The sequence below is a fragment of the Pseudoalteromonas sp. TP27 genome (assembly GCF_056470645.1).
The window spans coordinates 70,365-95,059 of the sequence record NZ_JARDAK010000008.1 but is presented as its reverse complement, the minus strand read 5'-3'; the positions used below and the strand labels follow the sequence as shown (position 1 = coordinate 95,059).

Annotated in this window: 19 protein-coding genes; 12 read left to right on the top strand and 7 right to left on the bottom strand. The window is 38.0% G+C overall.

Features of this window, described 5'->3' with window-relative positions:
- Positions 1-14: 14 nt before the first annotated feature.
- The gene (recA, locus tag PX700_RS11365; RefSeq protein ID WP_415638768.1) at positions 15-1,058 is read left to right on the top strand and encodes a recombinase RecA; all 1,044 of its coding nucleotides are present in this window, start codon (positions 15-17) and stop codon (positions 1,056-1,058) included.
- Between the two features lie 447 nt (positions 1,059-1,505).
- Here recA and PX700_RS11360 read toward each other — a convergent pair whose 3' ends face one another.
- Both PX700_RS11360 and PX700_RS11355 read right to left on the bottom strand, forming a co-directional pair.
- Positions 1,506-3,614, bottom strand: a complete 2,109-nt coding sequence (locus PX700_RS11360; RefSeq protein ID WP_415638767.1) for a TonB-dependent siderophore receptor — start codon at positions 3,612-3,614, stop codon at positions 1,506-1,508.
- A gap of 268 nt (positions 3,615-3,882) precedes the next feature.
- Positions 3,883-5,049: a DcaP family trimeric outer membrane transporter gene (locus PX700_RS11355; RefSeq protein WP_415638766.1), complete on the bottom strand. Its 1,167-nt coding sequence runs from the start codon at positions 5,047-5,049 to the stop codon at positions 3,883-3,885.
- 440 nt (positions 5,050-5,489) lie between these two features.
- Here PX700_RS11355 and acs point away from each other — a divergent pair, with 440 nt between their 5' ends.
- The 3 genes from acs to PX700_RS11340 all read left to right on the top strand — a co-directional run bounded on the left by acs (position 5,490) and on the right by PX700_RS11340 (position 9,966).
- Positions 5,490-7,430 (top strand): acetate--CoA ligase, encoded by a 1,941-nt coding sequence (acs, locus tag PX700_RS11350; RefSeq protein ID WP_479520766.1) that lies wholly within the window; start codon positions 5,490-5,492, stop codon positions 7,428-7,430.
- 104 nt (positions 7,431-7,534) lie between these two features.
- The gene (locus PX700_RS11345) at positions 7,535-8,185 is read left to right on the top strand and encodes a response regulator transcription factor (RefSeq protein ID WP_007584799.1); all 651 of its coding nucleotides are present in this window, start codon (positions 7,535-7,537) and stop codon (positions 8,183-8,185) included.
- A 188-nt stretch (positions 8,186-8,373) separates the two neighbouring features.
- Positions 8,374-9,966, top strand: a complete 1,593-nt coding sequence (locus PX700_RS11340) for an AbgT family transporter (protein ID WP_479520765.1) — start codon at positions 8,374-8,376, stop codon at positions 9,964-9,966.
- Between the two features lie 98 nt (positions 9,967-10,064).
- On the opposite strand, the gene purU is transcribed toward PX700_RS11340, so the two are convergent.
- Both purU and PX700_RS11330 read right to left on the bottom strand, forming a co-directional pair.
- Complete coding sequence (gene purU, locus PX700_RS11335; RefSeq protein WP_479520764.1) at positions 10,065-10,895, bottom strand: formyltetrahydrofolate deformylase; 831 nt, start codon at positions 10,893-10,895, stop codon at positions 10,065-10,067.
- A gap of 169 nt (positions 10,896-11,064) precedes the next feature.
- Positions 11,065-12,951 carry a hypothetical protein gene (locus tag PX700_RS11330; RefSeq protein WP_479520763.1) on the bottom strand — a complete coding sequence of 629 codons (1,887 nt, stop codon included), beginning with the start codon at positions 12,949-12,951 and terminating at the stop codon, positions 11,065-11,067.
- Between the two features lie 217 nt (positions 12,952-13,168).
- Here PX700_RS11330 and PX700_RS11325 point away from each other — a divergent pair, with 217 nt between their 5' ends.
- Positions 13,169-14,143, top strand: coding sequence for a DNA topoisomerase IB (locus tag PX700_RS11325; RefSeq protein WP_479520762.1), 975 nt, complete (start codon positions 13,169-13,171; stop codon positions 14,141-14,143).
- Between the two features lie 48 nt (positions 14,144-14,191).
- Here PX700_RS11325 and PX700_RS11320 read toward each other — a convergent pair whose 3' ends face one another.
- On the bottom strand, positions 14,192-14,482 hold the full coding sequence (locus PX700_RS11320; protein WP_415638760.1) for a hypothetical protein: 291 nt from the start codon (positions 14,480-14,482) through the stop codon (positions 14,192-14,194).
- 555 nt (positions 14,483-15,037) lie between these two features.
- Positions 15,038-15,175, bottom strand: a complete 138-nt coding sequence (locus tag PX700_RS11315) for a hypothetical protein (protein ID WP_479520761.1) — start codon at positions 15,173-15,175, stop codon at positions 15,038-15,040.
- A gap of 488 nt (positions 15,176-15,663) precedes the next feature.
- Between PX700_RS11315 and PX700_RS11310 the strand changes: the two genes are divergently transcribed.
- From PX700_RS11310 to PX700_RS11290, 5 genes are all read left to right on the top strand, one after another.
- Positions 15,664-17,331 carry a methyl-accepting chemotaxis protein gene (locus PX700_RS11310; protein ID WP_415638759.1) on the top strand — a complete coding sequence of 556 codons (1,668 nt, stop codon included), beginning with the start codon at positions 15,664-15,666 and terminating at the stop codon, positions 17,329-17,331.
- 121 nt (positions 17,332-17,452) lie between these two features.
- Complete coding sequence (locus PX700_RS11305; RefSeq protein WP_415638758.1) at positions 17,453-17,944, top strand: MarR family winged helix-turn-helix transcriptional regulator; 492 nt, start codon at positions 17,453-17,455, stop codon at positions 17,942-17,944.
- 160 nt (positions 17,945-18,104) lie between these two features.
- A complete protein-coding gene (locus PX700_RS11300) occupies positions 18,105-18,854 on the top strand; it encodes an RIO2 family protein (RefSeq protein WP_197180490.1) in 750 nt (249 codons plus the stop codon).
- 315 nt (positions 18,855-19,169) lie between these two features.
- Positions 19,170-20,522 carry a magnesium transporter gene (locus PX700_RS11295; protein ID WP_415638757.1) on the top strand — a complete coding sequence of 451 codons (1,353 nt, stop codon included), beginning with the start codon at positions 19,170-19,172 and terminating at the stop codon, positions 20,520-20,522.
- A gap of 55 nt (positions 20,523-20,577) precedes the next feature.
- Positions 20,578-21,639 (top strand): DUF21 domain-containing protein, encoded by a 1,062-nt coding sequence (locus PX700_RS11290; protein WP_415638756.1) that lies wholly within the window; start codon positions 20,578-20,580, stop codon positions 21,637-21,639.
- A 34-nt stretch (positions 21,640-21,673) separates the two neighbouring features.
- Here the strand turns inward: PX700_RS11290 and PX700_RS11285 are convergent, their stop codons facing one another.
- On the bottom strand, positions 21,674-22,279 hold the full coding sequence (locus tag PX700_RS11285) for a TIGR04211 family SH3 domain-containing protein (RefSeq protein WP_479520760.1): 606 nt from the start codon (positions 22,277-22,279) through the stop codon (positions 21,674-21,676).
- A gap of 213 nt (positions 22,280-22,492) precedes the next feature.
- Between PX700_RS11285 and PX700_RS11280 the strand changes: the two genes are divergently transcribed.
- Together PX700_RS11280 and PX700_RS11275 are read left to right on the top strand one after the other, a co-directional pair.
- The gene (locus tag PX700_RS11280) at positions 22,493-24,016 is read left to right on the top strand and encodes a CYTH and CHAD domain-containing protein (protein WP_479520759.1); all 1,524 of its coding nucleotides are present in this window, start codon (positions 22,493-22,495) and stop codon (positions 24,014-24,016) included.
- The gene (locus PX700_RS11275; RefSeq protein WP_479520758.1) at positions 24,017-24,682 is read left to right on the top strand and encodes an START domain-containing protein; all 666 of its coding nucleotides are present in this window, start codon (positions 24,017-24,019) and stop codon (positions 24,680-24,682) included. It abuts the gene before it with no gap.
- Positions 24,683-24,695 lie beyond the last annotated feature (13 nt).

Here is a 24,695-nt window from a genome sequence, read left to right as displayed (position 1 = left end):
GATTGGAGAACAAAATGAACGATAACAAACAAAAAGCGTTAGACGCAGCACTATCACAAATTGAACGTCAATTTGGTAAAGGCTCAATTATGAAATTGGGTGATAACAAAGCGTTAAACATTGAATCTGTATCTACAGGCTCATTAGGTATTGATATTGCTTTAGGCATAGGTGGCCTACCTATGGGACGTATTGTTGAAGTGTATGGTCCGGAGTCATCTGGTAAAACAACGCTTACTTTACAAGTTATCGCTGCTGCACAAAAAGAAGGCAAAACATGTGCCTTTATCGATGCTGAGCATGCTCTTGATCCAGTGTACGCACAAAAATTAGGCGTAAACATTGACGAACTTTTTGTTTCTCAACCAGATACCGGTGAGCAAGCGCTAGAAATTTGTGACATGTTAGTACGCTCAAGTGCTGTAGACGTAGTTATTATTGACTCGGTTGCTGCACTTACACCAAAAGCTGAAATTGAAGGCGACATGGGCGACTCGCACATGGGCTTACAAGCACGTTTAATGTCACAAGCATTACGTAAGCTTACAGGTAATATTAAACGCTCTAACACCTTATGTATTTTCATTAACCAAATCCGTATGAAAATTGGTGTTATGTTTGGTAACCCAGAAACAACAACGGGTGGTAACGCACTTAAGTTTTACGCATCGGTACGTATAGATATTCGTCGTATTGGTTCTGTAAAAGAAGGCGATGAAGTTGTTGGTAATGAAACCCGCGTAAAAATTGTTAAAAACAAAGTAGCACCGCCGTTTAAACAAGCTGAATTTATCATCATGTATGGTGAAGGTATTTCTAAGCAAGGTGAGCTAATTGACTTAGGTGTTAAGCACAAAATTGTTGAAAAAGCAGGTGCTTGGTATAGCTACTGTGGTAACAAAGTTGGCCAAGGTAAATCTAACTCAATTAAGTTTTTGAAAGAAAACCCAGAAATTGCAGATGAGATTGAAGGTAAATTACGCGAAATGCTTTTACTAAAAGCAACTATTGAACCAGAAGACGGTGAAGATAAGTTAGGCGACGAAGCAGACCTTTAAACTACATCAAAATGAGTTATTAAGCTTGATTTGACCCGAGCTTTAAAGAGCGCTAACCAGCATTGGTTAGCGCTTTTTTGTTGTTCAAAACTTAAAGCGGATAAAATAAAAACGACACACTAAAAGTGTGTCGTTTTTTAATTTAACCTATAAAAATATACGATTACATAGCGCATGAGCAGGCACTGCAATAGTAATTACTATACTAATACCAACCTGCATAAATCTTTGATCAATTTAACGAATTAAATAGCACTATAACGTCGTTAAAAATTTTTTATTTAGAACAACTAGATACAAAAATTTTTGCCTAGTTCTAGCGTAATTTCCTTAACGTTAAATAGACCCCATATATAAGCAGATTGGTATAAGAAGAGCAAAGCAATCATACGCTATACATTTTAATCGGGAGAAGAGTTAAGAATGCGCCCTAATTAAAATGGAACTTTAAAAGCGATAAGTTAAGCTAACTTTACCGCTAATAGGAGAGCCATAAAAACCAACATTGGCTAAGCTAGTAATATGTTTTTCATCTGTGATGTTATCAATGTTAGCTTGAATTGATAAGTCTTCGCTAGCATCCCATCGAGCAAATGCATTCATAAGTAAATAAGAATCCTGCTTAACATTACTGGCTATATTTGCCGTTTTCGATTGCCATTTACCCGCTAAACCAAACTGAAACTCAGGTAGTTGGGGGAGCGTATAATCCAATGAAAAATTAACAACATTTTCAGGTTCCCATTCGTGAGAGCTATCGCCTGCGTCATCATTAATATCTAGGTATGTATAAGCAAATACAGCGTTAAGATTATCAGTTATATGTCCGGTTAATTCTAATTCAAAGCCCTGCGAATCTTGATCGGCTCCTTTATAGTAAGTAAATCCAGAGGCATTTAGTCCTGCATAAGTTGCAATATTATCTTGTTTGGCACTAAATACTGCAAAGGTTGCAAGTAGGCGATCATCAAGCCATTGAGTTTTCACTCCAACTTCGTAATTAACGCCTTTACTTGGATCTAAAAAGTTACCGTCGTAATCGTATTGCTCTTGTGGTTGATAAATGTCGGAGTAGCTTACATATAAGTTAACATCGTCATTAATTGCATACGTTGTTGCAAGGTAAGGGCTTACTTCACTTTCATCATTATCTATGTCAACGCCTTGACTAAAACCTGTGCGCTCATAATCGATAGCGTTAAAGCCCGCAATAACAAATAAGTCACTTGTTAGGTTTAATTTAGTAGAACCAAAAAAACGCTTTAACGTAACATCAATATCTGCATATTTAGTTTGTTCGCCCCAAATAGGTTCAGCAATCGCATCTAATGCGTATGGAAAAGCAGGCGCTAAACCATAAGCTTCAGTTGTTGCTGCATTGTAAGAGTTAGTAAAAGAGTAAGATGTACTTTGTGAAATACTTCCACCAAGCATTAACTCATGCTCTTGACCAAACAAGCTGTACTCACCTTTAGCTGTTATATCAAATAAATCAGCTGAAAATTCTGTATCATATCGTCCAGGAAGACTGGCTAAACCTAAATTAGTTTCACTATCAAACATTCCACTAGCGTCATAAAGATAAAGTAATTTACTTTGATCTTCTGAGTCTTGGTAATTATAAGTTGTTTTGATTTCCCAGTTATTATCGAATACATAAGTATATTCAATAAAAGCTGTGGTATTAAGCGTATCCCATTTAGTCCACTCTTGAGTAGTACTAGTACCTACATCCCACTCTGCTTGTGTACCATCGGCATATGAAAGTGGTAATCCTCCCCACATGGTTCCATCTGTATTGGCATCTTGATGTGAAGCACCAAATGAAAGTGTTGAATTACCAGTAAGTTGTCCATCAACTACAGCAGAGAAGTAAGTACGATCGTTTTCTAAACCATCAAGGTATGAATCAGAGCCTTCTGCAGCACCAACAACACGTGCAGCCCAGCTACCAGAATCTGTTAATAAAAATGAATAATCAGCTTGTAAGCGCTTTAAACCATAAGTACCTACAGAAATGCTTACTTCACCTTCATTCTCATTTGTCGGACGCTTTCGAACATAGTTAATTGTACCCGCAGCATTACCAACGCCTGTTAATTGTCCATTAGCACCACGAATAACTTCTATTTTTTCATAACCATAACTTTCCATAGCACCTGTAACAAGGCCCCAGTTATTAGGCAGTCCAACTCCATCAACTTGTGTGCTTTTAATATCAAAACCACGTGATGTATATCGTGTACGGTTAGTTTCACCTTGTTCTACAGTAATACCCGTTGCCATTTTCATTGCGTCATTAATACTGTTTGCTGCAAAGTTTTGAAGTTGCTCTGCGCCTATTACACTAATAGATTGTGGTGTTTCGTTAAGTTCCATAGTTAAACCAGTAGCACCTTGGCTAACTCGGTCTTGACGTACACCAACTATTAATATTTCTTCCATTTGTTCATTGTTATTTTCAACTGTATTTTTGGTTGATGTTTCTTGTGCTTGAGCTGAAAAGCCCATGGCTAAAACTAATGAAGAAAGTGCAAAAGTGCGATTGAGTTTCATGTTTTCCCTTAATTAATATTTAATATTATTTGAGTTTATTTAAATAATTGGGACATTCTACTATTTAGAATCAACAAACTCAAACAAAAACTATTATCATTTGTAAACGCGTTAACGCTGTTTTAGGGAGAATTACTTAGTTTGTAAATAATATTATGATTAGGATAAACGATACGGCTTATAAAAATATGGTTGTTTTTTTAACTTAAATTGAATTATAAAAAAAGCGGCCTAGGCCGCTTATTTAAAGTAGTTAGCTTTTTAGTTATTAAAAAGAGTATTTAACAGAGAACTGTAAGCGATCTAAATCGCCATCTACGCCATTTTCGGTTTCACGTTCAGCATGCTTTAGTTCAGCACCAAACGTTAAACGTTTAACGGGTGAGTATAGAATATTTGCGCTGTAGCTTTGGCTTGATTCTGTCGGATCGCCAGAAATAGCTAATAAATCAGTGTTGTTATCAGCGCTAAAGAATGAGTATAAGAACGTTGAGCGCCATTTGCTTGTCCATTTGTGCTGGTAAGCAACAAAACCAGAAGTTGAGTCAATCGCATCTAGTTCATCGCCATTAAGTACTGCGCCGTGAGCAACGTTTAAGCCTACGTAACGGCCTAAGCCTTTACCTTGCGTAAGCATAAATTTAAGGTTGTCTTCACCAAGGTTTATTTTACCTGAAGCACTTACACCAAACGATGTTTCATCGGCATCAACACCGCCTACCTTGTACGTAAGTTGACGTGCAAGTGCGGCAACAACAACATTACCCCAATCTGCTTTGTGCGTATAACGAGCTGTAAAATCGGGTAATGATGCATCATCAGTAACTACCATACCGCTAGTCGTAGAAATTGTACTTTCTGGGTTTTCTAATGAGAAAGACCATGCGCCAGTGGTATATTTAATTTGCGATTGACGTACAAATACAGTGCCCTCTGCTGGCCCTACAAAATCAAGTGTTTCAGCAAGTGCGCCTACATTTTGGAAGTTAGACCACGTTTGACCAAATAACCAACCATCGTAAGTAACAAACGCGTGGCGAATACGTGGTGCGTAAGAGTTTGAAACTCGCTCATTACCGCCAGTTGCAGAGGCTAAAAAGTCAATTTCAATTTTAGTTTTTACGGTCTTGCCGTTATCCATTAACGTTGAAGTACCAAAGTTAAAGCGTGACTCGCGTGCATGCATATCAAATACTGCGTCAGAATCATCATCGTTGCCAACTGTTAGCGTACTTGGTACGTAAAAGTCGCGGCCTACGTTTGAGCCTGCAGGCGCACCCGCTGAATAATCACTCCACATAGAGTCGAGTTTAATGTATCCACCGTAAGTAAATTCGGTATCACCAATTTTTGCAGCAGTTGCCGCGTATGCAGTACTTGATAGTGCACATAGTACAGCGCTTGCTGCCAATGTTTTTAATGGGGTAAATTTCATTGTGGCGTCCTTTATAGGCTACTTGTTGTTTGTTACTTTTTTTTTCATGTAAGGTTGTATTACTTGCTACGAGTATTACTTACGAATAAAAAGGGTGTTAATTTAGCTTTTCAATATACATATTGTTTTCATTCGTTAAATAAAGCTTTTATTAAGTACTACAGTAAATACGTTTATTACAGTACCGAACACTGTTGAATATGCGCAATATTTACTCAATTACCTATTGGTCTATAAGACTAAGGTTTTAGAGTAGATAAGTTTGTATTCACTTACATTTAACGCGTTGTATTATTTATGTAAAAAAATTGAAAGCAGAAGGATTATAAACTACAAATGAGCAAATTGGTGAGGAATACAACTAAGGTCTAATACTTAATAAAGCACTGCTGAGTAATCCTTGATAAGAGCCTAAGGCAAGTAATTTAATGGAGACGAAGATGTCACAAAGTATCTATCCAGTTCCGGCGCATATTAAAGATGCGACTCTTGTAGATAAAAATAAATATAATACGCTTTATAAGCAATCTATTGATGACCCTGAAGGTTTTTGGGGTGAGCATGGCAAACGCCTCGATTGGTCTACTCCTTACACTAAAGTTAAAAACACATCATTCGACAAAGGTCACATAAATATTAAATGGTATGAAGATGGCTATTTAAATGCTTCGTACAATTGTATTGACCGCCATCTAAAAACCAAAGCCGATAAGGTTGCGCTTATTTGGGAAGGTGATAGTCCATCTCAAAGCGAGAATATTACTTATCAGCAGCTGCATGATGAAGTTGCTAAGTTTGCTAATGGCTTAAAAAAGTTAGGTGTGCAAAAAGGTGATCGCGTAGCGATTTATATGCCTATGACGCCACAGGCTGTGTATGCAATGCAAGCCTGTGCACGTATTGGTGCTATTCATTCTGTTGTATTTGGTGGCTTTTCACCTTCAGCGATTGCCGATCGTATTAGAGATTCGGGTGCTAAAGTTGTTATTACGTCAGATGAAGGGCGCAGAGCGGGTAATTGTGTACCACTAAAAGCAAACGTTGATGAAGCTGTTGCACAAGATACTGTGACTTCAATTGAACACGTTATAGTACATCAATTAACAGGCGGCGAAGTTGATTGGAATGAACATGATATTTGGTGGCATGACCTAGTTGCTGATTTACCAGCGCAGTGCGAGCCAGAGCCAATGAATGCTGAAGATCCGCTCTTTATTTTATATACGTCAGGATCGACCGGACAGCCAAAAGGTGTTGTGCATACCACAGGTGGTTACTTAGTTTACTCATCAATGACACACGAGTACGTATTTGATTTAAAAGAAGACGATGTGTATTGGTGTAGTGCCGATGTAGGTTGGATCACAGGCCACAGCTACATTGCATACGGACCACTGGTAAACGGTTGTACGCAAGTTTTATTTGAAGGTGTACCTACATATCCAACAGCGGGGCGCATGGGTGAAATTGTTGATAAACACGGTGTAACTATTTTATATACTGCGCCTACAGCAATTCGTGCATTAATGGCGAAAGGTGATGAGCCAATTGCTTCATCAAACCGTGATAGTTTACGTATTTTAGGCTCGGTTGGTGAGCCAATTAATCCTGAAGCGTGGACTTGGTATTACGAGAGTATTGGTAAATCTAATTGTCCGATTGTTGATACGTGGTGGCAAACAGAAACCGGTGGCATTATGATCACGCCATTACCAGGTGCTACTGATACAAAACCAGGTTCTGCAACACATCCATTTTTTGGTATTGCGCCTGCATTATTTGATGCAGAAGGTAATACACTTGAAGGTGCTGTAGATGGTAACTTAGTTATTTTAGATAGCTGGCCATCACAAGCGAGAACGGTTTATAACGACCATGAACGTTTTGAGCAAACTTACTTTAGTGCCTACCCAGGTGTGTATTTTACAGGTGATGGTTGTCGTCGTGATGAAGATGGTTATTACTGGATCACAGGTCGTGTAGATGATGTACTTAACGTGTCAGGCCATCGCCTTGGTACTGCCGAAATTGAAAGTGCGTTAGTTGCGCACCCAGCGGTTGCAGAAGCAGCCGTTGTAGGTTACCCGCATGATATTAAAGGCCAGGGTATTTATGTTTATATTACGCCTAACGAAGGTATAACAGTAAGCGATGAGTTAACCAAAGAGGTACGGAACTGGGTTCGTAAAGAGCTTAGCCCAATAGCATCACCAGATATGATTCAATGGTCTCCGGGTTTACCAAAAACGCGTTCAGGCAAGATTATGCGTCGTATTTTACGTAAAATCGCTGCAAATGAGCACCAACAACTAGGTGATACATCAACACTTGCCGATCCTTCTGTAGTCGATGAACTAATCGAGAACAGATTAAATCGTTAAATGTGCGTTAAAAACTTGATTACAAGTTGATTCTAAACGTAGTATATCGGCTGTCAGTGAGGGTTTTATACCTAACTGGCAGCCGAATTTATTAGGAGTGAACCATGAGTCAGTTTTTAATAGCGGACGACCATCCGTTATTTCGTGAAGCACTAAAGGGCGCATTGAGCGCAAAATTTGAAGGTTTAGAGGTTTTTGAATCATCCGATTTTGACAGCACGTTGCAAGTGTTAAGCGAGCAAGAGGATCTTGATATATTACTGCTAGACCTTCACATGCCAGGTAATGGTGATTTATATGGTCTTATTCGTATTAGAGAAGAATACCCAAGCTTACCTATTGCAGTAGTTTCAGGTAGTGAAGACGCTAATATAGTTTCAAAAGTAATGGGTTACGGCGCGATGGGTTTTATTCCTAAATCGTCATCGTCTGATGATATTGCCAGCGCAATTAACCAAATACTTGAAGGCGATACATGGCTACCAAAAGAGTTAAAAAACAAAGTAGCTGAAATAGAAGGTGAAGACCGAGAAATAGCAGCGCAAGTTGCCTCATTAACACCCCAGCAATACCGAGTGCTGCAATATCTGCATGAAGGTTTACTTAACAAGCAAATTGCTTATGAGCTACACATATCAGAAGCGACAGTAAAAGCACACATTACAGCCATATTTAGAAAACTCGGCGTATACAATCGTACTCAAGCCGTTTTAATTGCCGCAAAATTAAAACTAGAACCGATAGAGCAGGCATAACAAACTGTATTATAAAAAAGAGCTTTTTTGTCAATTGTATTTTTAAAATAGTAAATTAAAAATTGGCATTACGGCTCTGTTTACTTTTCTTTATTTAAACTTTCCCCACAAGCTATTCACCTTTTATACATGATCTCATATACAAAAAATGCTAGGTTACGGCAATTTTGTAACTTTAAGAGCAGAGTATGACAGACTCCACACACTCACCAAGTAATAGTCCAAACAACAAAGGGCTATTTAATCGATTTTTAGCCACGGTTGAATTTTTAGGAAACATGCTGCCACACCCGATTACTTTATTTGCGATATTTGCAGTGGCAATTGTCGTATTTAGTGGTATTGCTGATTGGTATGGACTCAGTGCTATCGATCCACGACCAGAAGGTGCGTCAGGGCGTGATCCTGATGGTGTTATTGAAGTGGTTAGCTTATTGAGTGCTGAGGGTTTACAGCGGATCATGACCGGGCTTGTTACAAATTTTACCGGTTTTGCGCCGCTTGGCACTGTGCTTGTTGCATTACTTGGAGTGAGTGTGGCTGAGCATTCAGGGTTACTGTCTGCCGCTATGCGAGGCATGGTAATGGGCGCATCTAAGCGTTTAGTGACGTTTATGGTGGTATTTGCCGCTATTATGTCAAACACCGCAGCTGAGCTAGGTTATGTTGTACTGATCCCACTGGCTGCTATGATATTTCATAGTTTAGGGCGTCATCCTTTGGCCGGTTTAGCTGCTGCATTTGCAGGTGTTTCAGGTGGATATAGCGCCAACTTATTATTAGGCACCATAGATCCATTATTAGCGGGTATTACAACACCAGCAGCACAAATGATTGATCCAACTTATGTTGTGGGCGCTGAGGCTAACTGGTATTTCATGATGATATCGGTATTTCTAATCGCGATTTTAGGTACTTTTGTAACCGAAAAAATAGTAGAACCACGCTTAGGTAAGTATAACCCAGATGAAGCGAGTATCGATTTATCGCTAAACAGCATTGATAAACTGACTAAGCAAGAAAAGTCAGGTTTAAAATGGGCAGGTGTATCGTTATTAGTTGTTTCATTATTACTTGCATGGACCATTATTCCAAGCGACGGCATTTTACGAAACCCAGATACGGGAGAGGTAGCAGGTTCACCTTTTTTAAAAGGTATTGTGGTTATTATTTTTGTGACATTTAGTATTCCTGGTTTTGTATATGGGCGTGTTGTAGGCACCATGAAAAACGATAAAGATGTAATAAATGCCATGAGTAAAAGTATGAGTTCTATGGGACTTTATATTGTACTGGTATTTTTTGCAGCGCAGTTTGTTGCCTTTTTCAAATGGACTAACTTAGGTACTATTTTAGCTATTAATGGTGCCGCATTATTACAAGCGCTCAACCTTACAGGCCCTGAAGTATTTGTATTGTTTATTTTAATGTGTGCCTTGGTTAATTTAAGTTTAGGCTCATCCTCAGCACAGTGGGCTATTACCGCACCAATATTTGTGCCTATGTTAATGTTAATTGGCTATGCACCAGAGACAATACAAGCGGCTTATCGTATTGGTGATTCGGTGACTAACTTAATAACGCCGATGATGAGTTATTTTGGACTCATATTGGCCGTTGCAGTTAAATATAAAAAAGATATGGGAATAGGCACTTTAGTCGCGACTATGCTTCCGTACAGTATGGTGTTTTTTGTAGGCTGGGTTATTTTGTTTTATGTTTGGGTATTCTTATTGGGAATGCCAGTAGGGCCAGAGTCACCTACGTATTACACGCCTTAAAAAATTAGCGTATACGTGAAGTAATCAAAACTCAGGTTAAGTATTAAAAAAGCCAGCAAAGCTGGCTTTTTTAATACTGACTAGCCCTTTATTAAATCTTAGCTAAAAACCACTGTTTTATTACCATTAATAAATAGCTTATGTTCTGAGGCAAGTTGGAGTGCTTTGCTAAATACGGTTTTTTCTACGTCTTTACCCATTTTTGCCATCATTTCAGCTGTATTAGCGTGCGTCACGCTTGTTACGTCTTGAAGAATGATAGGCCCTTCATCCAGCTCATTATTTACAAAGTGAGCCGTTGCGCCAATAATTTTTACACCGCGCTCAAAAGCCTGGTGATAAGGCTTTGCACCAATAAATGCAGGTAAAAATGAGTGGTGGATATTAATAATTTTATTATCGAATCGGCCAACAAACTCAGGGCTTAAAATACGCATGTATTTGGCAAGACCAATAATGTCAGGGTTATAGCTGGCAATTAAGTCACCTACTTTTTCATCGTGCTCGCTACGAGTAAGCCCTACGTGCGATACCACATGAAATGGCACATCAAACCCTTTTGCTAATGGCTCTAAATCAGGGTAGTTAGCAATAACGGCTAATACTTCAATGTTGAGGGCTTGCTCGAACTGTTTGAGTAATACAGTACCTAAACAATGTGCTTCTTTAGTGGCAAGTAAAACCACTTTTGTCTTAGCACCACAGTGCAGTGCAAGTTGAGCACCTTGTGGTAACAATAGTCGTAGTTTATCTAAAAAGTCGCTTTGTGGCTCACCGGTAAGCTCTGTGCGCATAAAAAAGCGCTGTGCGTCTTTATCTACAAATTCATTATTGCGTGTAATATTTAAATTATGCTCGTGACAAAGGCCTGTAATTTTAGCTATTAAGCCTACATCGTCAGCGCATTGGGTGGTTAGTATATAGCTCATTGTCCTCATTCTTACCCTGTGATTAATACTTCATTATTTGTGTTTTGGCATATAAAGCAAGGGCTTTGTGGACTAATCCAATATTAATCATGTTATTGAGTATAAAAGAGTTAATAAAGGATAAAAAAATGCCACCTAATTTAACAAGGTGGCATTAATAATAAAGGAGTTAGGCTTTAGGCTCAGGAGATAAGTTTTCTTCTTGTCTTAAATACCCGGCAGCTTCTTCGTCATCTTTAGCTATCGCTTGCTGAGTAGGTATAGCACGCGTTTGCTGGTTTAATTGATGTATTTGTGACGCATTACCTAAATCACGCTCACTGGTGATTGAGGCGATAGATTCACGGTCTTTCAAGAACGCGATAACGTCTTTTTTGATTGCTTGTAATTGACCTTCGTCTTTATGCATTTCCATAATGTGGCGAGGGTGCTCAAGGTTTTTCATACCTGTTGCTGCAAACGTAGTAGAAATAACACGAGATACAATAATCCAAGGCGTTATGCTACTGCGTACTAACGTATTTTCTGAGCGAGTACTATCGTGAATACCCGTACCAGTTGATATTTTAGACTCAGTAAATGTGCCTTCGCATTTAAAGTACACCAATAGTGATTCAAACTGCATTTCAGCAAAAAATAAATGAGCTGTGTTTGTTAGCAATTGCGCAAATGCTTTAATGAGTATACCAATTAGTAATAAGTGAAAGCTTGTCATTAATAGCTCACTAAATTGAACAACATGTTGGTTACTAAATGCTTGTTTAAAGCTATTAATATTTGCCGCGTCAACATAATGGTAAATGTTGATAAACGAATACGCTAAAAATACAGTAAACGCCAACGCTACAATATAAAGTAAGTTACCGCTCACTAAAGAAATTAGTCTTGCTAACGAGAAGTTTTTACCTAAATCCATTGAGTGCAGTTTAGGTTGAATTTCTTGAATCATTTCACCTTTAAAACCGCCTTTTCCTTCAATTTGTTCTTGAAGCTTAGGATCTAATTCGCGATAAACTCTGTTAGGCACTTCTTTATAACGGCGGTTAGCCATTACTAGGTTATCAAGGTTTATAAATATTTCGTCTGGATGAACGGATTCTTGCCAGTTTTCACGTAGTTCTGATACTTCAGCTGAAGGTGTCACTGAATTTAAGCGTGCTTTAATCATAATAAAAGCAAGTGCGCAGCTTAGAGTCGCTAATACAATAATTGCAATTAAGTACATGCCAGCATGAAGGCTAGGTAGTTGCTCAATCCAGCCATCTATTTCTTGTTTGCTAATGTGTTGTTCTTTCATCAGCCATGACATAGACAAGCCAATAGCGATTGGTAGAATAAAAGATAAAGAAATAATTTTAGCGAGTGCACCAGTGCCAAGTGCTTCAATATTTTTTTCAGCATTTCGAGAGATAGGTTTACCCGTAGAGCGCCACGAAAAAAGCACGTAAAACATTAATATTGCGCTATAAACAGGAAATGCTAATTCGCCAGCTTCACCGGTAAAACCAGATAAAGATACAAATGCCACAAGGCCATAAGCAATAAGGGCAACAAGTGTACTTACCCATGAGCCAAATAAGCGCTGGGCAACATTACGAATCGGATAAGGTAGGAATAATAACTTAGGAATTAAGCTGTGAAGTAAACGTGATAAAAAACCATTAGGTTCTTTAAACGTACTGTTTTTACGACCAACCAGCATTTCTTCGAGTGATTGTGCGCTGTAGGCTACTTCTTTTTTCTCTTCTTGGGCAGTTGATGCTTCTGATTTACTGTAGTTATAAGCAAGTGATGTAGGGTGGTTTCGGCCTACAAAATATTTAAGCGTTGCATAGATGCCAGAAGATAGTGAGCGAATGCCGAATGCTAAAATAAGCATACCAAACACCATTAAAATCCATCCTGCAGTTGTATCTTCTTTCACTGAGCCCGCAGCAATAACAAGTAAACTAATACCTGCTATAGACTCAATGAGTCCTCTTACAGCTGTTACTTTACCTTCAAGTTTGAAGGGGTTTTTTAGTCCAAGATCAATCGATCCGTAATCAAAAGCCATTGAATGCTCCTTTTAAACAGCATGCCCAATTAAGGGAGAATATAAGCGTAGTTATAATAACCATTATATATATCGTATTTTTGTTTTTGCTCAATTTTTGATTATATATCAATAAAGTCGTTCAGTTTAAGGTTATTTTAAAGTGGTACATTCTATCCTTTGAAATATAAGCTTAAGTGAGTTAACAATATCTCTTTTAAATGCTTGAGGAGGAATGGTGGAATTAATTTACGTTGATGATAGTTTGCCCGGAATTACCCGAAAGCAAAAAAACAAACAGTGGCAGTATTTTGACCCAATAGGAAAGTTAATCGAAGATAAAGTGATTGTTGAGCGTTTAAATTCACTCGCGTTTCCGCCCGCTTATAAAAGTGTATGGTTTTGCCCGGAAGAAAACGGACATATTTTAGCAACAGGTTACGATAGAAAAGGGCGAAAGCAGTACCGATACCATCCATTATTTACACAACAACAAGATGCTAAAAAGTATCAAGCTTGTAGTGTGTTTGGACATAAACTGCCGTTACTTAGAGCTCAATTAAAGGAAGCATTGCAAGGTGATGAGCTCGATTATGAACGTACTTTAGCTGCCATTGTTAGATTAATGGATTTAGGCGCATTGCGTGTAGGTAATGAGCGTAATGTAAAACAAAATAAAAGTTTTGGAGCCACAACCTTAAGATCAAGACATGCAAAATTAACAGGTAAAAATATCAGATTAAAATACCGTGCAAAGTCAGGTAAAGAAAGAGAAGTAAATATAACAGACAAAGCATTGAGTAGTGTTATAAAGGAACTGCAAGACTTACCCGGGCAACATTTGTTTCAATATATAGAAGAAGGTGAGCGCTCTAACGTTACCTCTACTGAAATCAATCAGTATATTCAAAAGATAATGGGTGAAGAATTTAGCGCAAAGCACTTTAGAACATGGCGAGCAAGTGTGATTGCTTTTAAAGAAATATACGAAGCGAAAGGCGCTATTACATTAAAAGCAATGCTTGATGAAGTCTCTTCAAAGCTCGGCAATACGCCAACAATAGCGCGTAACTCTTATATTCACCCTGATGTTATTGAGCTTTGTAAGAAAAATGAATCAGATCAAACTCATTGGCGCGACAATTTTAAATTACCACGTAAAACAAAGTACCTTAGCCGGTTTGAGCGCGGTTTATTAGAGTTTTTAACATGAAGATAAAGGCTGCAGTTTGCAGCCTTTATCTTGCGCTTTTATAACATGCTATTGCAGCATAAACGTTTCGTATTCTAAATCTTCAAACTGTTTTGAAAGCCAAAACAATCCCACTACTGAGGTAATAATAGTTGCTATGTAATCAGGTATATATCCTAAATACTCAATCATGGTTGCAAGTTTTAAATGTACAGTAGTGTAAATGAGTGGCTTTACGTTACTGTTGTACGGAATTAGAATACGCCTTGATACTGGCGATATGGTTGATGTACCCCATGTTTGTAAGTGCCCATCAGTCACCCAAGATGTAAAGTCCGCATTTTTTATTTTAAGTGCCATGGCAAGGCGGCTATCAGGCTGCGCATAATCAATAACTTGTACTTTAAAACCTAATTTTTTTGTTGTTTTTAATTGTGCGCTTAGCCAAGCTTGATCGTTCTCGGTAGTTAATTTGTAGCTATTATTAGTTGGGTTGTAATGGCTATATAAACCTTCAGCAATTAAGTCATTGGTTAATCCGGTAAGTTTAGGTAGTAACTCAAAACCTCGGTTAAGAATAAGGTGTTTATTAAACGTGGCAGACAGATTATCTATAATCGCGACTAAGCCACCTTGTTGATCTGATTTACTGTGCTTGTCATCTAAAAGTTGATAGCTGTCTAGCGTATCTAAAAATAAACCACTGAAACCGCGTGTTTTTAAAGTAGCTGCGCTATTTTTTATGTGTTGGTATCAATGCGTAGATGTTAAATCGGCAATGTGACTATTTCAGTTAGGGTTAACTGAAATTGAAGACTCTCTTTTATCAAATGACTCACCCACACTTAAATAAGCGTAAACGGCGATATTTCGTTTTTTAAACCAATTAAGTTCATGCTTAGTGACGAGTTTTGGCTAAACTACAACACGAGAGTAAAAAGTCATTTCGGCTAATGGCATCGGCGCAGAGTAGTAAAATGCAGTACTATTATTTACAGGTGTAGCGAGTACATGAACAGATACTAAAAGTGCAAGATATAAAATATATTTCATTAATAATTCATTTTTATAAGATTATAACTGTGACTCAAAGTGATGCGTTCCGATTTCATTTTAGCTATTTTGTATTAGTGATATAGACTTGTTATATGTTAATTAAATGTTTATATCTATATGTTCGTTATTTATATGAACCTAAAATCTATACTAACATGAGTAATGCGCTAACTCATTACATAGGGATTAATTAGCCGCTTTAATACGCCATCAAATTAAGTTTAGATAAATACAGCCGTTAGAATTTTAAATCTCTTATTAAAGGATGGGAAATTATATATTAATTAATACGAAGGTCTCAGTGTTTTTAGTGTCAAAATACCTACCTTGCAACTATAATATCCGCCAATTGAGCATGGTATGAGTTTACTCCCACCAACCTTGTTTTTATTTGCTGTGCTTTAAATTCAACAAAACAATGTAAACATTCGAAATTTAATTTTGGCTATTGTCCTATATATGCATTTATACACTCTGGAGAAACAATGAGTAATTTAAGCTTGAAAAACAAACTGTTGTTATTAGCTATTTTGCCCCTAATGCTACTTTTGATTAGCTTAATGCTGAGCTCTTATTATTTAGAGAATAAAAATCAGCAACAAAATTTTGAATCATTTCAAACTAAGCTGATAAATGACAAGCAAACGTTATTAAGTACCGAAGTTGAAATTGCTAGCAAAATTGTTCGCTATCAATTAGCGAATGGCTCTGAACAGGATGCTAAAAACGCTTTAAGAGACTTAACGTTTGGCCAAGGTGGTTACTTTTTTATATACGACACAAATGGCGTTAGTGTTTTTCATGCATTATTAGGTGATGCTATTGAAGGGCAAAACAAAATAGAAATGACGGACCCTAACGGTAAAAAAATTATAGTGGGTTTATTAGATCAAGCCAGAAAAGGCGGCGGGGCTTTTAACTATCATTTTCAAAAACCAAACACGACAGGTCTAGTTGAAAAAATGGGCTACGCAGCAATGATCCCCGGCACAAACTGGATGATTGGCACTGGCGCATATATGGATGATATAGACGCCGAATTAGTTAAATACCAAACGACAATGCAAGAACACATGAATGATAAAGTAATGACATTATTATTAATTGCTTTATTTTGGGTTGTTTTAACAATTATATGTGCGTTAATTGCCGCTAATACAATGGTAAAACCAATACAGCGTATGGCGCAAAGTCTTGACGATATTGCCAAAGGTGAGGGCGATTTAACTAAACGTTTAGATATAGATACTAACGATGAAATAGGCCAACTTGGCGAAGCATTCAATATGTTCGTAAGTAAGTTACATGGCATTATTGCTAATGTGGTTGATGTAACACACGATGTAAAAACAGCTTCTGGTGATATAAATACACAAACACGATTAATTGAAGACAAACTACTTAATCACAATCACGAAACAGACTTGGTCGCGACGGCTATTACCGAAATGTCGGCTACTTCTCATGAGGTGGCTCAAAATACGAACCAAGTGGCAGAGTCAACCCAAGCGGCAACGCAAGAAGTTGCTAAAGCGCAAGAGTGTGTTGATATTTCACTCAGTGAAGTATCTAACTTAATGGGCGAGATAAACTTAGCCGCTAAACAAGTTGATTCACTAAGTGATCAATCTAAAAAAATTAATAGCGTACTAAGTGTAATAGGCGGAATAGCCGAACAAACAAACTTACTTGCACTCAATGCTGCAATAGAGGCTGCGCGAGCGGGCGAGCAAGGCCGAGGATTTGCAGTTGTTGCTGATGAAGTAAGAAGTTTAGCTAGTCGTACTCAAGTTAGTACATTAGAGATTAGTGAAATGTTGAGCGAGCTACATGATTTAGTATCAGATGCCGTGGCCGCAATGCAAGCGAGTCAAAATAGCTGTAACCGCTCTGTTGAATCGTCTCGTGCTATTTCAGAAAGTTTAGGTGCAGTAACAAGCTCGGTTAGATCAATTAACGATATGAGTACGCAAATTGCCACTGCAGCGCTGGAGCAAAGTAGTGTCACAGAAGAGATAAACCGTAATGTATTCGCCATTCAAGAAATAGTTAATGAGTTGACTATTTCAAGCAAAACCACCTCTACAGTAGGTCAGCATTTAGCTGCCCGTGGCGAGAACTTAGGCCAGCTTGTTGGGCAGTTTAAAATTTAACAAAGTTTAAAGCTATATAAAATAAAGCCGCTGATTGCGGCTTTATTTTTGTGGATTAGCTTAAGCTACTTAGTTTTTATAAAAATTATTGAATTTTTTGTATGTGTTAAGGTCTATCAGCATGCAAATATACCTATACAGTGGAATAGCCATGCAAAACATGCCATCAATTAAACGTTGTACTCGAGAAGAGTTAGCGCCAGAGCAAGACTTGGGGCGTTTAGTGTCTTTTTTACGCTCGAGATTAGCCATTCATGTCGATGCTAAGTTACTCCCTATGGATTTAACCTCAGCGCAATATATTGTGGTGGTATTACTTGCTAGAGAGTCGGTTAATACGCTTGCTGGATTATGCGAGTATATGGTTTATGATCGTGGTGCTATGAGCCGTTTACTAAATCGGCTTGAAGAAAAGGGACTCATTATTAAAACACAGTGTGAGTTTGATAAGCGCTCAACTATTTTATGTTTAAGTGAAAAAGGTAAAGCCCTTTGCCCAGAAATAATGCCATTAGTAAACGAAGTCTATGCTCAAGCATTAAGTGGTTTTTCAGAACCTGAAAAAAACCAAATAATAGACTTACTCTTCAAAGCTATAAATAACCTCGATTGATTACCCGAAGTAGTCCCTTACAAATAGATTATCAATAAAATAGCGATACTGTTTCAATAGAAAGTTAGCGTGCTAATTAGTTGATCTTATTGTGCGTAGAATCTAACTTTGATAATATAGTTGCCTAGGCAATTAAAGTTATCATCTTGTTAGGTTTGTTATGATTGAAAATAATTTGTTAGTACAATTACAGCAGCAATATCCAGAACATACTTTTATGCAACATCACTTAAGTGTTGTTCATAAGGGGCGTTTTGCTAACGCGATTGTGTATCGATATAAAGATGATGAATTTGATTTAATCGTTAAAGATTTTAGCCAAAGCCCGTGGCTTATCCGCAAAACATTTGCGCGACTATCTGTAAATCAAGAATATAAAGGGTTGAGCCGATTAGCTGAGCTTGATGCTGTTGCTAATCGCTTTTGTAGGTTATCGCCGATAGCTGTGGCTTATAACTATATTGAAGGCACGCCACTGCGCTCTTTAATTCATGAAGACAAAACACTACCTGTTAACTTTTTTAGCGAGCTTGAGCGCCAAGTAGCAAAAATGCATCGTAAAGGCATCGTGCATTTAGACTTGCGTAATATGGGTAATATTTTATGCGGCGCAGACGGTAAACCTTATTTTATTGATTTTCAGTCAACCATTAGCTTTTCGCGTTTTCCGCGTTGGTTGCAACGCTTTATGCGAGGCTCTGATATGTCAGGTGTATATAAAGCATGGAATAAACTAGGCGATCAACCTTTGCCACAATCTAAACAAGACTACCTAGAACATTTTAATCACGTGCGTAAGCGCTGGATTTTTAAAGGCTACCCAATACAGCGTGGCTATGCGTGGGGCGCTGCACTTATTGCTCAATTTGTAGATTCTGACTTAGTACGAAATATTACCGATAGACTTTAATTAAAAGCACAAACCGTAATTTAAAAACACCTTATTCATTGTGTGATTTTGCCCATATTAGCCTGGCTAATATGGGATTTTTTTTGATTGTCATTAATCCATTTGATTTACTTACTTGTCGTTTAATTCCTCAAAAACAATTCCTTTTACTGTTTTTTTAATTTTTTAAAATAAATATTAGTACTGCATTTAGTTTGCCCATACAATGCGCAAAAATAGCCTGCGCATGCTTAATAAGTTCACGCTTTTTCTGCAATTTTTTATTGTTCAAGTAAACTATAAGTAATGTGCGCTTTTAAATTTTAAGGTTTTAAGATGATTGAGTATCCGGTAGACCAACTTCCACAGCTCATAAATGATTTACTGCAATGCGATACAACAGAACGTAAAAATAAGTTATTAGCAGATGCGCAGTTAACGCTTTCTACAGAGCACTTGTCATTACTTTTTGAGGCGATACCAAAAGAGCAACGACTAGAAATATGGCAACTGCTTGACGAAGACACGCAACACGAAATTTTTGTAAATTTAAGTGAAGATAGTTGTTTGTGGTTACTGCAAACACTAGAGGACACTGATGCCTTTAAGCTTCTTGACGAAGTTAATGTAGAAGAGCTACTGGAACTTGAAGAAGTTATACCAGAGCGATTTGTTGAGTATGCAAAAAAACAACTCGATGAAGCGCAAACCAAACAATACGACTTAGCGCAGCAATACCCGCCAGAGCAGCTTGGTCATTGGTTAGGTTTTGATTTTTTAAAAGTATCAGAGAAGTTAACTGCCGGTGGCGCTAAAAAGCTTTTACACAAGGGTTTACCGCAATACAGTGAGGTTATTTATTTAGTAAGCCGTAAGGGCAGCTTAATAGGCGAGGTTGCGGTTAACGATTTAATTAAGGCGAGCGATACCGACAGCTTAATGACATTGGCGAATCATGACTTTTCATCGCTCCATGCTGATGATGATTTATATGAAGCAGCAGAAGTGGTGATCCACAGTGAAAAAATGGCACTGCCAGTGGTTAACTCTGACAATAAATTACTCGGACGATTAACCATTGCCTCTGCGTACGAATTACGCCAAGAGATTGCTGACGAAGCAGCCGCTAAAGCCGGTGGTTTACGTGAAGATGAAGACCTGTTCGCAAGTGTGCGAAAAAGTGCTAAAAACCGGGGTATATGGTTAGGTATTAATTTAGCGACTGCGTTTTTGGCGTCGTGGTTTATTGGTTTATTTGGTGCAACTATAGAACAGGTTGTAGCACTCGCTGTATTAATGCCAGTGGTTGCTTCTATGGGTGGGATCGCTGGTAGTCAAACTCTAACGGTTATTGTGCGTGGTTTAGCGCTTGGGCAGGTTACAGATTCAAACCGCAATGCGTTACTTAAAAAAGAGCTACGTGTTGGCGCTGTAAATGGTTTGGTGTGGGCATTTGTAATAGGTCTGCTTACCTTCTTATGGTTTAACGATTTAATGCTCAGTATTACGATTACGGTTGCCATATTATTAAATTTAGTCGCTGCGTCACTTGCGGGTGTTGTTATTCCGTCTATTTTAGACAAAATGAAAATTGATCCTGCGTTATCTGGTTCGGTAATTTTAACTACCGTTACCGATATTGTTGGGTTTGTTACCTTTTTAGGTTTAGGCAGTTTATTGCTTTTATAAGCCTTATACCAATTCGCTTAATTAAGTGAATTGGTATTACTAACAGGAAAATACAATGACCTTTGAAGTCATGATTTGGTGTGCAATTGCTTTGTGTATTTCACAATCGGCAATATTTTCGGGCTTAAACTTAGCGTTTTTTTCACTAAGTAGACTCCAGCTCGAAATGGAAAGTACAAAAGGGAACGAAGCTGCCATAAAAGTGATGGCACTTCGAAACGACTCTAACTTTTTATTATCGACTATTTTATGGGGTAATGTAGGTATTAACGTACTGCTTACGCTACTTTCTGACTCGGTATTAATGGGCGCAAGTTCGTTTTTATTCTCAACTATCGCGATTACTATTATTGGTGAAATAACGCCGCAGGCTTATTTTTCGCGTAATGCACTTAAAATGGCGAGCCTGCTTTCGCCGCTAATTAAGTTTTATCAGATTCTGTTTTATGTAGTTGCTAAACCAACCGCTTTAATACTTGATGCATGGTTAGGTAAAGAAGGGATTACGTACTTTGCTGAAAGTGAGCTCAGAGGTATTATTCGCAAGCACATAGAAGCAGAAGAAGCTGATGTTCAACATGTTGAGGGTATAGGCGCGCTTAACTTTTTTAGTTTAGATGAAATAAGCGTAACTAAAGAAGGGGAGATAATTGATCCTGATTCTATTATTGCACTGCCGACTAAACTCGATTTACCTATTTTCCCAGACCTTACATTAACGACTGATAATGAGTTTTTACGAAAACTACATAAGTCTGGTTACAACTGGGTGATCATTACTAATGAAGATGGTTGGCCTTTATTGGTTGTTGATGCAGACGGCTTTTTACGCTCAGCGTTGTTTGAACCAGATACATTTGACCCGTATCATTATTGTCACAGACCTATAATTGTTGCTGACGAAGCGATGCGTTTGAGTGAAGTGATTTTAAAAATACGGGCTAATCATTCTTTAGATAAATCGTTTGATGGAGCCATTGATCACGATGTGGTTTTGGTGTGGAGTGATATAAAACGCATTATTACTGGCGCTGATATATTTGGTCGATTGCTCAAAGGTATGAGCGCACCAAAGCTCGAATTACATGAAAATACAGAGAATAAAAAGCCGCAATAAGCGGCTTTTTGTATTTAACGGATATATGGAAGGCTTACGCCCAACCTTCGTAGCGCTTACGACGCGACAACACTATCGTTAAAATAATACCTAAAAACAGGCCTAAAAATGCAATAGCACCACCGTAGGTAAGTAGCTGACGTTTCTCTTTTGAGCTAGCAGCTTCTTTTTGAGTGCGCTCTTGCTCTAGCGTTGTTTTAAGTTTAGTAATTTGAGCTGATAACTGTAGGTTTTTATCAGTTAAAGTTTGGTTTTGCTCTTGCAGCTGCGGAAGCTCTACCTGAGCTTGGCGTAGCTTTTCTTGCATGGTGCTCATTTCACTGCTTAGTGTTTTGTACTGTTGGTGTAAGCCTGCTGTTTTAGATATAAACTTAGTTTCTATCCAACCTTCACGGTCTTTATCATCTTTAATTTTTATAAAGCCGTTTTCTTCGTTTGATAACAAGGTTAACTTTGTTCCAGCATCTACAGAGCCGAGTAGTCGATAATTCTTACTCGCACCAGATCGCATAAAAGTATATAAATTATCGCTAATATAAGCGGTGTTTGCATTGGTTGAACTTGCAGGTTTTGCTTCTTCTGCATAACTCATAAATGTGGTGGCCGTTAAAAGTAGCCCTAATAAACAATGTTTTAGCATTTATCTACCTTGTTGATCTAGCTGTGTCCGTTATGAACGTGGTTTTATTTCACATAAGTAGCTAGATAGTATGGATTATATAGCTCAATAGCAAGACTGATATTGTAACTCGCCCCTGATATGACAAGAGAAATAAGGCTAAAAAATTTGCATTGTTAAGGCGCTTTGTTTATTTTGAGCACTTATTTATTTTAAAGGTAATCCGCAAACCGAATGGATACTGAGATAGAACTGAAATTTTTGGTATCAGATGCCGTTATTCCACTGATCCCCTCATTAATTACTCAATTTGCAAAAACGGTGAAGAATAAACCGTCACGCAGTTTACAAAATGCATACTACGACACGCCAAGCAGAGAGCTTAGAGCGCTTGATATCGGCTTTAGAACGCGTTGTTCTGACAGTGAATGTGAGCAAACTATAAAACTTGCCGGTGAAGTTGTAGGTGGTTTACACCAACGTCCAGAGTACAATTTACCAATTGAATCAAGTCGCCCTAATTTAATGGCGTTTGATGCTGATATTTGGCCTCATGGCATGCAAATAAGCGCAATCTCAAAAAACTTGTATCCAATATTTAGTACTAACTTTATTCGTCGTACTTGGTTAATTGAAACCGAAAGCGGCGCTAAAATTGAAGTTGTACTCGATAAAGGTGAAATTGCGGCTTCTGGTAAAATTGAAATTATTAGCGAGCTTGAAATTGAGCTTGTTGAGGGCAGTCGTAATGAGTTGTTTGCGTTTGCAGATGTACTGGTTAGCCAGAACTGTATCCGTTTAGGATTATACTCTAAGGCTGCTCGTGGTTATCGCCTTGCTGATGAAAAGCCTTTAACGCCGAGTAAGTCTATTGGTTTTGTTCAATTACCAAAGTCGACGACTCAAGAACGCGCTTTAGTTGAGGCCATGAACTTTGGTATTCGTTTCGTACAAAAACACGAACAATGCTATTTCGATAAGCCAAGCTTAAAAACGCTTAAACGCGTAACTGACGGCATTAGCTTAATACGCCATACTTTTTGGTTGTACGACGATATAGTATCCAAAGAAAGTACAGAGCATTTACGTACAGAGCTTAAATGGTTATTAAGCGAATTAGCGTGGGTAGAAAACGCGATTCAATTAAAAACGTACACGTCTAAACGCCATGCTTTTTATAAAAAAATTAATGCAGCGCCAGCACTTACTCAAGTCATTGGTGATTTAAAAGAGTTACAACCAAGCATTGACGATATAAATGCACTGTTTCATAGTGCGCGTTATAATCGTTTATTACTGTCGTTAACTACCTGGTTAATAGATAAACAGTGGCGTAAAGACTGGGGGCAAACAGAGCTTCAAGCAGCTGAGCAAAATGTGTCGTCGATTGCGAGTAGGCTTTTTAATAAAGACTGGAAAAACCTACACGAATTACTTCCAAAAGAGCAAACACTCGATGTTGCTTCGTACCTAAACCTGCGCACTCAACTTGAAAATAGTCTACTGAGCGGTAATTGTTTAGGATCGTTATTTGATAAAGAAGAGCGCTTAGAGTTTAGATTACCTTGGCTTGATATTTCCCATGGTATTTATGAGCTAAGCACGCTTGAGTATTTAAAGCAGTTATGTGCTGGGCAAGAAGATGAGCAGCTTGCTAAAATCCAATCATGGCTTGAGCAAAAGTCTGAATATTTGGTTAGTGCCATGGAGCAAAGCCGTTTGGCTTCATTTGACATAGAACCTTACTGGCAAAAATAAATGATGCACTTTTGTAATAAAGTTCAGTTGCAAAAGTGCTTATTCGTTATTCTTTTATTAGTTAGTTTTAACACTTACGCTGAGCCAACATGGCATTTGTATAAAAACAAAAATGGCGTAAGTGTGTATTATCAAAGCCACAGTGATAATACCTTTGAAGTAAAAGCGCAGATGAGCGTGAAAGATGTATCTACCAATGAGTTTTTAGAATTACTTAGCGATACCGATGCTGCATCCCAATGGCTCGAAAATGTATCTCAGGTAAAGGTTATTAAGCACATAAGCCCATCAGAAAATTTAGTGTACAGTTATATTAATTCTCCTTGGCCTGTTAGAGATAGAGATAGCATTACTCATTCTTGTTATTCACAGTTAACTGCAAATAAGAGCCAATTGCTTATTAATGCTCGCCCTAATGAGCTGCCCAAAAATGATGGTGTTATAAGAATTACTACTTTAAATGCACGCTGGCTACTCAGTGAGGACAAAGGCCGCCTTGATATTGAATACCAAATATATGCTTTGCCTGATGGGGCAATACCTACTTGGCTAAGCAATAAGGTTGGATTGAAAAGTACTTACAACACCTTTATTAATTTGCACCATATGCTCACACATAAAAAATACACTCCAAAACTACCTGTAATCATAGACAGTCAGTGCTAAATATAGAATACAT